The following is a 13,432-nucleotide window of genomic DNA, read 5'->3' as shown; positions in this document are numbered from 1 at the left end:
TAGGCAGGAGCGCACATGGCCGACGACACCGCACCCGTATCCGCACCGCCCTCCCCAGGGGACGCGGACGCCGAGTACCTCCAGCGCCGCACCCTGCGCCGCGGCAGCGCCGGCTGGCTGCTGCTGACCGGCCTCGGCGTCGCCTACGTGGTCTCCGGGGACTACTCCGGCTGGAACGTGGGCCTGGCCAAGGGCGGCTTCGGCGGCCTGGCCATCGCCACCGTGCTGATGGGCGCCATGTACGCCTGCCTGGTCTTCTCCCTCGCCGAACTGTCGACCATCCTGCCCACGGCGGGCGGCGGCTACGGTTTCGCCCGCCGCGCGCTGGGCCCCTGGGGCGGCTTCCTCACCGGCACGGCCATCCTCATCGAGTACATCCTGGCCCCGGCCGCGATCGTCATCTTCATCGGCGACTACGTCGAGTCCCTGGGCCTGTTCGGGCTCACCTCCAGCTGGCCCGTCTACCTCGGCTGCTTCGTGATCTTCATCGGCGTGCACCTGTGGGGCGTGGGCGAGGCCCTGCGCTTCAGCCTCGTCGTCACCGCCATAGCCGTCGCCGCGCTCCTGATCTTCGCCTTCGGGGCGCTCTCGGACTTCGACGCGGGCTCCCTCGACAACATCGCCGTGGACCCCGACGCGTTCGGCTCCAGCTCCTGGCTGCCCTTCGGCGCCCTCGGCATCTGGGCCGCGTTCCCCTTCGGCATGTGGTTCTTCCTGGGCGTCGAGGGCGTCCCGCTGGCCGCCGAGGAGGCCAAGGACCCGGTCCGCTCCATGCCGAAGGCCCTGGCCATCTCCATGGGCATCCTGGCCCTGCTCGCCCTGATCACCTTCTTCGCCGCCACCGGCGCCCAGGGCGCCGACGCCGTCAAGTCCGCCGGCAACCCCCTCGTCGTGGCGCTGGAGGGTGACGGCGGCCCCACCGCCCTCAGCCGCTTCGTCAACTACGCCGGCCTCGCGGGCCTCGTCGCCTCCTTCTTCTCCCTCATCTACGCCGGCTCCCGCCAGCTGTTCGCCCTCTCCCGGGCCGGCTACCTGCCGCGCTTCCTCTCCCTCACCTCGAAGCGCAAGGCCCCCTACCTCGGCCTGGTGATCCCGGGCGCGATCGGCTTCGCCCTGGCGGCGGCCACCGGCAACGGCGCGCGGATGCTGAACATCGCCGTCTTCGGCGCGACCATCTCCTACGCCCTGATGGCCCTCTCCCACATCGTGCTGCGCCGCCGCGAGCCCGGCCTGGAGCGGCCCTACCGCACCCCCGGCGGGGTCCTGACCTCGTCCGTCGCCTTCGTCCTCGCCCTGTCCGCCCTGGTCGCCACCTTCCTGGTCGACAAGGACGCCGCGTTCATCGCCCTCGCCGTCTACGCCGTCGCCCTCGCGTACTTCGCCTTCTACAGCCGTCACCGCCTCGTCGCCTCGGCACCCGAGGAAGAGTTCGCGGCGCTTGCCGAAGCCGAGGCGGAGTTGACCCGCGACTGAAATCCTGATCCCCGCACCGCTGTCCAGTACCACCCTGGAGGTATCACCGTGCCCAGGCCGCTCATCGGCATCAGCACCTACGTGGAGGACTCCACCCGCTACGGCGTGTGGGACCTGCCCACGTCCCTCGTCCCGTCCGGGTACTACGAGCTCGTCCAGGCGGCGGGCGGCGCGGCCGTCCTGCTGCCGCCGGACGAACCGGAGCGGGCGGCGGAGGTACTGGGCCGGCTCGACGGCCTGATCATCTCCGGCGGCCCGGACGTGGACCCCGTACGGTACGGCGCCGAGCGCGACCCCCGTACGGGCGCCCCTGCGACGGTCCGCGACGAGTGGGAGCTGGCGCTGATCGGAGCGGCCCTGGAGGCGGACCTCCCGCTGCTCGGCATCTGCCGGGGCATGCAGGCCCTCAACGTCGCCCTCGGCGGCACGCTCGTCCAGCACATCGACGGGCACGTCCACACCCCGGGCGTCACCTCCTGGCACCCGGTCCGCCCCGTCGCCGGCACCCGGTACGCGGCGCTGGTCCCGGAGGTGGCGGAGGTCCCGACCTACCACCACCAGGCCGTGGAGCGACTCGGCCGCGACCTCGTCGTCTCCGCCTACGCGGAGGACGGCACGGTGGAGGCCATCGAGGACCCCGACCGCTCGAAGTGGGTCGTCGGCGTCCAGTGGCACCCCGAGCGGGACAAGGACACCCGGGTGATGGCGGCCCTGATCGAGGCGGCCACCGCCCACCGGACGGTCCTGGTCTCCTGACCGCCGCCCCGTGACCGGGCCCCGGCGCCTTCTCCCCGGCGCCGGGGCCCTTGCGCGTCCGGGGCCCGGCCCGCGTTCCTCCGCCGAATGGCCGGGGTCCCGCCGGGCGGGCACGCTGGAACCATGCGGACCGAGGCGCACGGCACGGCCCCCGGCCCGGTGTCCGGATTCCTGGAGAACCCGGTCGTCGGGATGGCGCCGTGGATCATCTTCTCCCTGGTGGTCGGCCCGGGACGGTTCGAGATCGCGGTCGGGATCGCCCTGGCCTCGGCCGTGGCCCTGGTCGTACTGGGGCGGGTCGTGCACCGGGGCAGCTCGTGGAAGCTGCTGGAAATCGCCGACGTGGTGTTCTTCGCGGCGATGGCGGTGGTGGGCGCCCTGGCGAGCCAGGGCACGCTGCGCTGGCTGGAGACGTACGCGGGCGAGGTCGCGAACCTCACCCTGACTCTGATCGCCTTCGGCTCGATGGCCGTGGGGATGCCGTTCACCCTGCAGTACGCGCGGGAACAGGTCGATCCCTCGCTGTGGCACTCCCCCGCCTTCCTGCGGACCAACTACGTGATCACCGGGGCGTGGGGGCTCGCCTTCCTGGTGGCGGCCATCGCGGGCGCGTACGGGGACCTGGTGCTGCACAACCCGGACAACCTCTGGACGGGCTGGATCATCCAGATCCTGGCGATCGTCGCCGCCCTGCGGTTCACCGCCTGGTACCCGGGGGTGGTCCGGGCCCGGGCGCGGGGCGAGGCGGGACCGGGCAGGGCCTCGCTGATGCTGCCGCTGGCGGGGCTGCTGGTGCCGATCGGCATCGCGGTGCTGGTCTTCGACGGCAGCGTGTGGTGGCTGGGCGTGGCCCTGATCGTGGCGGGCGGGCTGCTGACGAAGGCGCTGCGGGCCCGGGTCCAGGACTGAGACGGGACCAGCCCTCCCCCGGGCGGGCGAACGTTCCTCAGCCGCCACCGCCCGCCCGACCGGATCGGATCACTCGCTGAACGCGACCGAGCGGACCTTCATGTTCGTGTTGCCGTAGCCGTCAGCGGCTTCAGCGTGAAGTACGTGTCGCCCTCGCGGTCCGCCTCGGCGAACACGGTGGCCGACGCGGTGGTCCGGTTGCGGGGCGAGAAGGCCGGCTGGCTGGCGCCGGAGTCCCGCACCTCGAAGCCTCACCCTCCTGCCCCTGCCGCCCCGGGTCACCGCCCACCCCTCGCCGAAACGATCCTCCCTTGCCCGATCGGCCCAGGGGGTGTCTGACGGATGTCCCTGGGGAAAGAGCGGCGAGATCCGTCGGACAGCCCCTACACCCGCCTCCGGGTCAGCGACAGCAGGTCCCGCGCCGGGCCCGCCGGGCGGGAGCCCGTCGGCCAGACCGCCCGCAGGGCGCGGGCCAGGGCCGCGCCCGGCACGGGGACCTCCACCAGGCGGCGGGACGCCAGTTCGTCCCCCAGGGCCAGCTCCGACAGGACGCACGGCCCGGCGCCACTGACGGCGGCGGCCTTCACGGCGGTGGTGGAGGCCAGCTCCAGCAGCGGGGCCGCCAGCCCCCCGGTCGAAGCGAGAGCGGCGTCGAGGACCTGACGGGTTCCGGAGCCGCGTTCCCGCAGGATCAGCGGGGTCCCGGCCAGCTCGGCCGGCTCCACCCCCTTCGAGCGCCGGGCCCACGGATGCGTCGGGGCCACCGCCACCACCAGGCGGTCCTGCGCGATGACGGCGGAGTCCAGGCCGTCCGGCACCCGCAGCCCCTCCACGAAGCCGAGGTCCGCCTCGTGGGTCAGGACCCGCTGGGCCACGTCCGCCGAGTTCCCGGCGTGCAGGGAGACCGCCGTGTCGGGGCGGTCCCCGCGCAGGGCGATCAGCCAGCCCGGCAGCAGGTACTCCGCGATGGTCATGCTGGCCGCGACCCGGAGCCGGGAGTCGCGCCGGCCCCGTAGCGCCTGGGCCCCCGCGTCGAAGGCCTCGGCCGCCTCCACGACCTGCCGGGCCCAGTCCGTGACGAGCGCGCCCTCGGCCGTCAGCGTCGAGCCGCGCGGGGAGCGGTCCACCAGGGCGACCCCGAGCCGGGTCTCCATCGCCCGGATGCGGCTGCTCGCGGCGGGCTGGGTGATGCCCATCCGGCGCGCGGCCCCGCTCAGGCTGCCGACCCGCGCGACCGTGAGCAGCAGCTCCAGCGCCCCCAGGTCGGGCACGCGGTGCGCCAGCGGAACCATCTCCTCATCACCCATAACACCAGTTTATGGCCTCATAGGACCGCGACCTCTGCCACCCGCTCCCACCGGGGACGACGCTGGACCCATGGCCACCACCATCGTGCGACCCCGCACCGTCATCGACATCGCGCCCCGGATCCACAAGGTCCCCGCGCTGCGCCACCTCGGCCCCAACTGGTACGCCTCCGTCATGGGCACGGCCATCATCGCCAACGCGGGAGCGGCCCTCCCGTACCAGCTCCCGGGCCAGCGCGTGGCCTGCCAGATCGTCTGGGCGCTGTCGGCCGTGGCCCTCGCCGTCCTGCTGACCGCTCGCGCGGGGCACTGGCTCCACCACCGCGACCAGGCCCGCGCCCACCTCGCCGACCCCGCCGTGGCCCCCTTCTACGGGTGTCTGGCGATGGCCCTGCTGGCCGTCGGGGCCGGCACCCTGACCGTCGGCAAGGACCTGATCGGGACCGGCGCCGCCGTCGCCGCGGACGCCGTGCTCTTCACCGCCGGCACCGCGATAGGCCTGGTCATGGCCGTGCTGGTGCCCTACCTGATGGTGGTCCGGCACAAGATCGAGGCCTCGCAGGCCAGCCCCGTCTGGCTGCTGCCCGTGGTCTCCCCCATGGTCTCCGCCGCCGTCGGGCCCCTGCTCGTGCCCCACCTGCCCGCCGGTCAGCCCCGGGAGGCGCTGCTGCTGGCCTGCTACGCCATGTTCGGCCTCAGCCTGCTGGCCACGCTGCTGCTGCTCCCCCTGGTCTTCGGCCGGCTGATCGTGAGCGGCCCCCTGCCCCTGGCGCTGACCCCGGCCCTGTTCCTGGTGCTCGGCCCCCTCGGCCAGTCCACCACCGCCGTGAACCAGCTCGCGGACGTGGCCCCCGGCGCGATCGGCGCCCCCTACGCCGACGCCCTCGCCGCCTTCGCGGTCGTCTACGGGGTGCCCGTGATGGGATTCGCCCTGCTGTGGCTGGCCCTGGCGGCCTCGATGCTGGTCCGGGCCGCACGGGGCGGCATGGGCTTCGCGATGACCTGGTGGGCGCTGACCTTCCCCATCGGCACCTGCGTCACCGGCGCCGCCGGACTGGCCCGGCACACCGGCCTGGACGCCTTCGCCTGGCTGGCCACCGCCCTGTTCCTCGGCCTGGTCGCCGTCTGGCTGCTGACCGCGGCCCACACCCTGCGCGGCCTGTTCACCGGCCGGCTGCTCCCCACGACCCGCTGAGCGCCCTCCCCAGCACCTCCGGGGCCTCGGCCAGCGAGGGCCCGTACCAGGTCAGGTGGCGTCCGCTGACGAGGGCGGCCGGCAGGCCCGGAAAGGCCTCCGGGCCGTCCTCGGCGGTGAAGGCGTAGGGCTCGTCCGGGAGCACCACCAGATCGCAGCCGCTCGCCGCCAGCTCGGCGAGCGGCACTTTCGGGTACCGCTCGGGGTGGTCCCCGTAGGCGTTGCGGACCCCCAGCCGGGCGAGGAGGTCACCCGCGAAGGTGTCGCGGCCGAGCACCATCCAGGGCCGGCGCCAGACGGGCACGAAGGCCCTCAGCTCTCCGGGCGGCTCCACCGCCGACCAGGCCGCCTCCGCCCGGTCCAGCCACTCGGGCCGCTCCAGCCCCAGCGCCCCCACCAGTACACGCTCCAGCTCGGCGAAGGCCTGCGGGAGGTCACGGATCTCGGTCACCAGCACCTCCACCCCGGTCGCACGCAGGGCATCGAGGTCCGGGAGCCGGTTCTCCTCCTCGTTGGCGATCACCAGGTCCGGGCGCAGGCCGGCGATCCTCCGCACGTCGGGGTTCTTCGTCCCCCCGATCCGCACCGCGGCCCCGAAGTCCGCCGGGTGCGTGCACCAGTCCGTCACCCCCACGAGCAGCCCCGGCGCGGTCACCGCCACCGCCTCGGTCAGGGAGGGCACGAGCGAGACGACGCGCACCGGCTCAGTGCTCCGGCGAGGGGGGCTCGGAGGTGGCGTGGATGTGGTCGCCGACGGCGACGACCAGGAGCCTGGTGTCCTCGCTCGTGGCCCGCCAGCGGTGTCGCACCCCACCGGAGAGGAACAGCGCGTCCCCGCTCTCCAGCCGGTAGGCCCGCCCCTCCGCCTCCACCTGGCAGGCGCCGGAAACCACGTACATCAGCTCGTCGTTGCGGTGCTGGTACTCGCGGCCGGCGTCCTGGTCCCCGGTGAACTCCAGCGCGTGCAGCTGGTGGTGCCCGCGCACGAGGGGGCGTACGCCCATCACCGGGCTCAGCCCGGACTCGTCACCGGCCCGTACGAGGTCCACGGTGCGCGCCGTGTCGGAGGCGGCCAGCAGCTCGACCGCCGTGGTCTCCAGCGCGTCGGCCACCCGCTCCAGCGATCGCATGCTGGGGCGGGCCCGTTCGTTCTCTATCTGGCTCAGGAAGGGGACGGACAGGCCGCTGCGCGCCGACACCGCGGCGAGGGTCAGGTGGAGCGCGCGGCGCCGTTTGCGCACGGCCACGCCCACCCGCAGCGGCTCTTTGGAGTCCTTCTCCTTGTCGTTGCCGTCTTCCTTGTCGTTCATCTCGGGGCTGCCCTCCCCTGTCCTGGTGCACATCGGTGTGCTGTAAGCACCTTACGCAGCAACCGCCCCCGGATTCGCCCGCACGGGCCCACCGGGCCCCATCCCGGCGCTTTCCCGTGGTCCCCCGGTCACCCTACGTGGCCCCCGGGTGCGCGCCACAGCACACGGTCGACGTCGAGGATCACTACGTCACCTGACGGCTTGACCAACAGCCGGGCGCCGGGGTGGCCGGCGGTGCCGCTGGTCCAGACGGTGGCGCCCGCCTCGGTGCGCACGGTCAGCTCGCCGTCGCGTGAGAAGAGGGCGTCGTGGCCGGTGCCCGCCGTGCCGGCGCTCCACCGGTGGGCCCCGGAGCCGTCGAGGACGACGAGGTCCCCGTCGGCGCCGAGGGCCAGCCGGACCGCACCGGCGTCGAGGACGTCGCCGGACCGCAGGACGGTGCCGGGGTGGACCTCCACGGAGTCGTCGAGGGTGCCGCGGGAGAGGGCCAGCAGGGTGGGCAGCGAGGGGGTGAAGGCGTACAGGGCGCCCTGGGTGCGCACGTAGCGGCCGAAGCGCAGGGTGGTGGCCCGGCTGCCGTCGTCCGACTCGGTCTCGAAGGTGACCGGTGAACCCGGGCCGAGCACCGGGTCGGCGCCGACGCGCGGGTTGCGGCCGGCCGGGAAGTCCAACTCGTTGATCCACTTCTTGGCGACGAACTCGAACTGCTGGACCAGGTCGGCCTGATAGCCGATGAACAGCAGTCCGCGCGGGGTGTCGGGGCCGCCCGCGCCCTTGGGGTTCTGGGGGTCGTAGGCGGGGCCGAAGGGGATGCCGCGCCGGATGATGCGTCGGTTGTCGAGGACGTCGGGGGCGAGCGGGGGCCGGCCGGGGCCGGGGACGAGACCGTCGCGCGGGTTGCCCTTGCGGATGTGGGCGAACAGCGGGGTGTGCCAGCCCTGCGCGTCCTCGTGGTAGGTGAGCCGGGCGTCCGGGTCGGCGCCCACCGGGCCCGGCTGTTCGGCGAGCGGGCACCCGGCGATGGGGGTGCCGCCGGGCCAGCGGCCGACCAGCCGGGCCGCGACCCACGTCGCGGTCGCGTCCGCCGGCGCGGCCCCGGCCTTCTTCAGTTCCACCAGCCGCTGCCGGGCCTGCTCCCACCAGCCGGGGACGTCCTGGGCGAGGCGGCGCACCACCTGGAACGACCCCCCGGTGGCCCAGGCGGGCAGCCCGGCGGGCCGCTGCCCGGCCTTCTCCTGTCCTACGAGGAACTCCCCGGCCGGGACCAGCCGCGTCCCGGGCTTGCCCTGCACGGTGGTCCCGGTCTCCGCGTCGGGTGCGTGGAAGCCGCGGACGCCGGGCTGGCTGATGCCGTCGGTGAACCCGAAGTGCTCGTGGCCGCGCAGGGCTCCGGGCAGCGTGCCGGCGTCCTGCCGGAAGACGATCGTGGCCCCGGCGGTGGCGAGGGCCTCCCGGTGGCGGGTGACGGTGCTCGCGAGCCGGTCGGGGTCGTCCGCGGAGAGGCTGAGGACCGCGTGCACGGCGCGCCGCGGTTGCTCGGCGCCGAACAGCCAGGACGCGGGGGCGCTGGCGCCGGTGTCCCCGACCGCCTCGGCGCGAAGGGCGGCGCCCTGTGTGAACGCCTCGGCGGTGCTGCCGGCCGGCACCGCGGGGAAGGGCTCCCGTCCCGCGAACAGCCGCAGCCCGGGGTAGGTGAGGGAGAGCCCGGTCCACAGGGCCGACAGGGAGGCCGGGTCGGTGCCCCCCGCCTTGACCCGGGCCGCGCTGAAGAGGGCGTTGAAGCGGGCCATCTCCTCGGTGGTGGAGAGCTCGGGGACCAGCCGGGCGAGCCAGCGGCGGGCCAGGACCACGTCCCGGAAGTGCAGGAGCAGCAGGCAGGCGTGGTCCTTGCGGGAGCCGGCCAGGACGTCGCCCTGGGTGGTGCGGTCGGCGCGCAGGGGCAGCGCGGCGGCCTCGGCCGGCCGGTCCCCGAGGGGCGCCGGAGCGGCCGTCGCGGCCGCGGCGGTGCGGGGACACACCGCGAGGGCGGCGGCCCCCGCGCCGGCCATGATCACGGTCCGGCGGGCGGGGGCGGAGGAGGGGACGGCATCCATGGGAACTCCTGGGTGGGGAACGGACGGAACCACGCCCCCGGCCGCGCCCGGGACCGGGCGGCGGGCAGTGCGGGCGGCGGGCGGCGGGCGGCGGAGCGGGGCGGGGCGCGGGGAACACGGGGGCCGGGCCTCGGGGCGGCGCGAGCGCGGACACCGGACCGCGCGGCCGGGGTGCGGGGTCGGGGCCAGGGGGAGGCGGGGTGCGGATCCCGGGCCCGGCCCGCACGGAAGCGGGCGAAGCGGGCCCGGTAGTCCGGGTCCGTGTCGGTCGGTGTCCGTGTCCGTTGCCGTGTCGGTGTCCGACGGGAGGCAGCCCCCGGCCCGCCCGAAAGGAGTACGGAAGGCGGCCACGGGAGGGCGCCGCGGCCTCACGGCCCCCTCGACGGATCGATCGCGGAACCGTGCCCGGTGACCCGGCCCCGGGCACGGGGTGGGGTCACCCGGACCGGGGGGCGCACCCCGCGGACGGACCCGTCACCCGATCAGGACCGCGCCTATGAGCCCCGCGCCCGCCGGGCCGGCGGCCGGAGCGGCACGGACGGCGACGGAAACGGCGACGACGGCGACGGAAACGGCGGCGAATGCGACGACGGCGATGACGGCGGCCATGGGCGTCCGAGACTCCTCGCATTGGGGGGACCGGGCGGGCAGAACGTCCTGCCAGTGATCAACACCCTCCGCGAAAGCCCGCCCCCGCGCGCGCCGGACGCACTGTTGGAGTGACGGGACCGCCGCCGCCCGCGGCCCCGTCGGCCCCCACCGGCCCCCACCGCCCGTGCGGCATCATCGTCTGCGTGACGACACGACGCCTGATGCTCCTGGACACCGCCTCCCTCTACTACCGCGCCTACTTCGGCGTGCCGGACTCCGTGAAGGCCCCCGACGGCACCCCGGTCAACGCGGTGCGCGGGCTGCTCGACTTCATCGGGCGCCTGGTCCAGGACCACCGCCCGGACGACCTGGTGGCCTGCATGGACGCCGACTGGCGGCCCCACTGGCGGGTGGAGCTGATCCCCTCCTACAAGGCGCACCGGGTCGCGCGGGAGACGGAGACCGGCCCCGACGTGGAGGAGACCCCGGACACCCTCGCCCCGCAGGTGCCCATCATCGAGGCGGCCCTGGACGCCTTCGGCATCGCCCGGGTCGGCGTCGCCGGGTACGAGGCGGACGACGTGATCGGCACGCTCACCGCACGGGCGACCGGCCCGGTGGACATCGTCACCGGCGACCGGGACCTCTACCAGCTGGTGGACGACGCCCGGCAGCGCCGCGTCCTGTACCCCCTCAAGGGCGTCGGCACCCTCCAGGTCACTGACGAGGCCTGGCTGCGCGAGAAGTACGGGGTGGACGGCCCCGGGTACGCGGACCTCGCGCTGCTGCGCGGCGACCCGAGCGACGGCCTGCCGGGCGTTCCCGGCATCGGCGAGAAGACGGCGGCGAAGCTGCTGGACGCCTACGGGGACCTCGCGGGGATCCTGGCCGCTGTCGGCGACCCGAAGTCGAAGCTGACCCCCACCCAGCGCAGGCGCCTCGAAGAATCCCGCCCGTACCTGGCGGTGGCGCCCAAGGTCGTCCAGGTGGCCTCCGACGTGCCGCTCCCGGCCTTTGACCCGGCACTTCCGCACCTCCCGGCACAGCCGGAACTGGTCGACGCACTCGCTCATCGGTGGGGTCTGGGAGGAGCGGTGTCACGCCTGAGCAGCGCGCTGCGCCCATGAGGTGCTAACTTAGGTAATCCTAAGCTTTGTGAGTTCAGGGGAGACGCCGTGGCAGAAGGACGCGCCCGCACTGTCGGCACCGCAGTCGTCGTACGCACCGAGCGGCTGACGCCGCACATGGTCCGGCTCGTGCTGGGCGGTGACGGGCTGGCCGACTTCGGCGCGGGCGTGTGCACCGACCACTACGTGAAGCTCCTGTTCGCCCCCGAGGGCGTGCGCTACGCGGAGCCCTGGGACCTGGACCGGATCCGCGCGACGCACCACCGCGAGGCCTGGCCGCGCCAGCGCGCGTACACGGTCCGCGCGTGGGACCCGACGCACCGGGAGCTGACCCTGGACTTCGTCGTCCACGGCGACGAGGGCCTGGCCGGCCCCTGGGCGGCCCGCGTCCAGCCGGGCGAACGGGTGCACTTCCTCGGCCCGGGCGGCGCCTACGCCCCCGACCCGATGGCCGGATGGCACCTCCTGGCGGGCGACGAGAGCGCGCTTCCGGCGATCGCCGCCGCCATGGAGCGGATGCCGGCGGGCGCGCGGGTGCACGCCTTCATCGAGATCGACGGCCCGGCCGACGAGCAGAAGATCACCACGCCGGACGGGATCGTCCCGGTCTGGCTGCACCGTGGGGACCGTCCGGTGGGCGCGGCCCTCGTGGAGGCCGTCACCTCGCTGGAGTTCCCCTCCGCGGACGTCCACGCCTTCGTCCACGGCGAGGCGGGCTTCGTGAAGGAGCTCCGCCGCCACCTCCGCCTGGACCGCGGGATCACGCGCGACCGCCTGTCGATCTCGGGCTACTGGCGCCAGGGCGAGACGGACGAGGGCTGGCGCGCGATCAAGCGCGACTGGAACGCCACGGTGGAGGCCGAACAGGACCTCACCGCGGCCGCGGCGGCCTGACCGCCGCCGCGTCGAACACCCGGACGGGAACCACCTCGGCCCCTTCGCCCCGGAGTGGCCCCCTACCCTGGTCCCGATGAGCCGCAGATCCCACATCCCGCCCGCACCGCTCCCCCAGATCGCCGGCATCGACCCGGTCCGCATGCGCCTGCCCCCCGACCCGGACGGGCGGTGGCGGCTCCTCGGCGACTACCTGACCGAGCGCTACGCCGGCACCCGCGGCGCCGAATCGATGGCGCGGCTGCTGTCCGACGGCCGGGTGCTCGGCCCAGGCGGCCGGGTGCTGCGCCCGCAGGACCCGTACGAGCCGGGCGGCTGGCTCTGGTTCCACCGGGACATGCCCCCCGAGCCCCGCGTACCGTTCCCGATCGGTGTCGTGTACCGCGACCGGCACCTGCTGGTGGTGGACAAGCCGCACTTCCTGGCGACCATCCCGCGCGGCAGCCACGTCACGCAGACCGCCCTGGCCCGGCTGCGCCTGGAACTGGACCTGCCGACGCTCAGCCCGGCGCACCGGCTGGACCGGATGACGGCGGGACTGGTGATGTTCAGCATCCGCCCCGAGGACCGCGGCGCCTACCAGCTGCTGTTCCAGGAGCGCCGGGTCCGCAAGGAGTACGAGGCGGTCGCCCGCCACGACCCGGCGGTGGAACTCCCCCGCGTGGTCCGCAGCCACATCGAGAAGGTGCGCGGGGTGATGGCGGCGGTCGAGGTCCCCGACGCCGAACCCAACGCCGAGAGCCTGGTCGAGCTCACCGGCACCCGGGGCGCCCTGGGCCGCTACCGGCTGACCCCGCACACCGGCCGCACCCACCAGCTGCGGGTGCACATGAACGCGCTGGGCCTGCCCCTGCTCGGCGATCCGGTCTACCCGGTGGTGGCCGCGGCGGCCGACCCGGCGGACTACCGCCGCCCGCTCCAGCTGCTGGCCCGGACCCTGTCCTTCACCGATCCGGTCACCGGCCTGGAGCACCGCCTGGAGACGAACCTCACCCTGCGGGCCTGGGAGGACCCGGAAGGCTGGGAACGGGACCCGGGGCCGCAGACGCCGTGACGCCCGCGATCCGCAGGGCGGCGTCGGCCGCCGCCTCGGCGAAGGCGGCCACCGGGCGGCCCGGAGCGGACCGGTGGATCAGCATGACGCCCTCGATCAGGCCGAACACCAGGTCGTTGCGGAGCGTCAGACCCTCGGTGTCCCCGGCGAGTTCGGCGCCCACGGACGTGGCGTGCAGCAACGTCCGGTAGGCGTCGCGCAGTTCGTCGCGCATCCGCCGGAACGACGCAAAGCGCGGACCCCGCAGCTCCGGCAGCAGGTACAGGGCGCCGAGGTCGTACGGCCCCCCGCACAGCAGCAGCACGTCCGAGCGGCACAGCTCCCACAGCCGGTGCGCTGCGGGCCGGCCGCCGTCGGTCAGCAGCCGCCGGGCCAGGGCCAGGGAGGGCGTGACCGTGGACTCCAGCAGTTCGGCGAGGAGTTCCTCCTTGCCTGCGAAATAGTGGTACATCGTGGCCTGGCGCAGTCCGGCCCGTTCGGCCACCGCCCGCGTGGTGGTGGCCGCGTACCCGCGTACCGTGAAGAGCTCGGCCGCCGCGCAGAGGAGCTCCTCGCGCGGCGGCCGGCCGCTGTACGGTCTCAGCTGGTCGGCGCGTGGCCGACCGACCCGTCTCGGTCCTTCGTCCGTTCCCCCGCTCATGCGCCGATCGTCGCACAGGACGCGCGCGAACGATCATGGCAAGAGATGAGATCCGGCCATCCCGGCGTTTAGAGGAAGACCCA

Annotated in this window: 13 protein-coding genes; 7 read left to right on the top strand and 6 right to left on the bottom strand. The window is 74.5% G+C overall.

Translation table 11 applies throughout. From position 1 onward, the window contains the following. The first annotated feature begins 15 nt into the window (after positions 1-15). From eat to ACZ5D2_RS03540, 3 genes are all read left to right on the top strand, one after another. A complete protein-coding gene (eat, locus tag ACZ5D2_RS03550) occupies positions 16-1,473 on the top strand; it encodes an ethanolamine permease (RefSeq protein WP_371679339.1) in 1,458 nt (485 codons plus the stop codon). Positions 1,474-1,521: 48 nt separating this feature from the next. Beyond that, entirely contained in the window at positions 1,522-2,229 is a 708-nt protein-coding gene (locus ACZ5D2_RS03545) for a gamma-glutamyl-gamma-aminobutyrate hydrolase family protein (protein WP_371679338.1), read from the top strand. Between the two features lie 123 nt (positions 2,230-2,352). Beyond that, the gene (locus ACZ5D2_RS03540) at positions 2,353-3,138 is read left to right on the top strand and encodes a hypothetical protein (protein ID WP_371679337.1); all 786 of its coding nucleotides are present in this window, start codon (positions 2,353-2,355) and stop codon (positions 3,136-3,138) included. A 383-nt stretch (positions 3,139-3,521) separates the two neighbouring features. On the opposite strand, the gene ACZ5D2_RS03535 is transcribed toward ACZ5D2_RS03540, so the two are convergent. After that, positions 3,522-4,445 carry a LysR family transcriptional regulator gene (locus ACZ5D2_RS03535; protein ID WP_371679336.1) on the bottom strand — a complete coding sequence of 308 codons (924 nt, stop codon included), beginning with the start codon at positions 4,443-4,445 and terminating at the stop codon, positions 3,522-3,524. A gap of 70 nt (positions 4,446-4,515) precedes the next feature. On the opposite strand from ACZ5D2_RS03535, the gene ACZ5D2_RS03530 reads away from it, so the two are divergent. Then, entirely contained in the window at positions 4,516-5,640 is a 1,125-nt protein-coding gene (locus tag ACZ5D2_RS03530) for a TDT family transporter (protein ID WP_468926927.1), read from the top strand. Here the strand turns inward: ACZ5D2_RS03530 and ACZ5D2_RS03525 are convergent. From ACZ5D2_RS03525 to ACZ5D2_RS03510, 4 genes are all read right to left on the bottom strand, one after another. Further along, entirely contained in the window at positions 5,609-6,340 is a 732-nt protein-coding gene (locus tag ACZ5D2_RS03525; RefSeq protein WP_371679334.1) for a helical backbone metal receptor, read from the bottom strand. The two genes, ACZ5D2_RS03530 and ACZ5D2_RS03525, sit on opposite strands and share 32 nt — an antisense overlap. Before the next feature lie 4 nt (positions 6,341-6,344). Further along, positions 6,345-6,950, bottom strand: a complete 606-nt coding sequence (locus ACZ5D2_RS03520) for a helix-turn-helix domain-containing protein (RefSeq protein WP_371681333.1) — start codon at positions 6,948-6,950, stop codon at positions 6,345-6,347. Between the two features lie 128 nt (positions 6,951-7,078). Then, entirely contained in the window at positions 7,079-9,043 is a 1,965-nt protein-coding gene (locus ACZ5D2_RS03515) for a Dyp-type peroxidase (protein WP_468926923.1), read from the bottom strand. Positions 9,044-9,517: 474 nt separating this feature from the next. Beyond that, complete coding sequence (locus ACZ5D2_RS03510) at positions 9,518-9,652, bottom strand: hypothetical protein (protein ID WP_468926920.1); 135 nt, start codon at positions 9,650-9,652, stop codon at positions 9,518-9,520. Between the two features lie 203 nt (positions 9,653-9,855). Between ACZ5D2_RS03510 and ACZ5D2_RS03505 the strand changes: the two genes are divergently transcribed. From ACZ5D2_RS03505 to ACZ5D2_RS03495, 3 genes are all read left to right on the top strand, one after another. Then, positions 9,856-10,761, top strand: coding sequence for a 5'-3' exonuclease (locus tag ACZ5D2_RS03505; RefSeq protein ID WP_371681332.1), 906 nt, complete (start codon positions 9,856-9,858; stop codon positions 10,759-10,761). A 48-nt stretch (positions 10,762-10,809) separates the two neighbouring features. Continuing rightward, on the top strand, positions 10,810-11,655 hold the full coding sequence (locus ACZ5D2_RS03500) for a siderophore-interacting protein (protein ID WP_371679331.1): 846 nt from the start codon (positions 10,810-10,812) through the stop codon (positions 11,653-11,655). Between the two features lie 76 nt (positions 11,656-11,731). After that, the gene (locus ACZ5D2_RS03495; protein WP_371679330.1) at positions 11,732-12,709 is read left to right on the top strand and encodes a pseudouridine synthase; all 978 of its coding nucleotides are present in this window, start codon (positions 11,732-11,734) and stop codon (positions 12,707-12,709) included. Here the strand turns inward: ACZ5D2_RS03495 and ACZ5D2_RS03490 are convergent. After that, positions 12,645-13,349 carry a TetR/AcrR family transcriptional regulator gene (locus tag ACZ5D2_RS03490; RefSeq protein WP_371679329.1) on the bottom strand — a complete coding sequence of 235 codons (705 nt, stop codon included), beginning with the start codon at positions 13,347-13,349 and terminating at the stop codon, positions 12,645-12,647. The genes ACZ5D2_RS03495 and ACZ5D2_RS03490 overlap by 65 nt on opposite strands. Positions 13,350-13,432 lie beyond the last annotated feature (83 nt).

Source organism: Streptomyces sp. NPDC031479, assembly GCF_055581065.1.
This window is presented reverse-complemented; position numbering and strand designations above follow the sequence as displayed.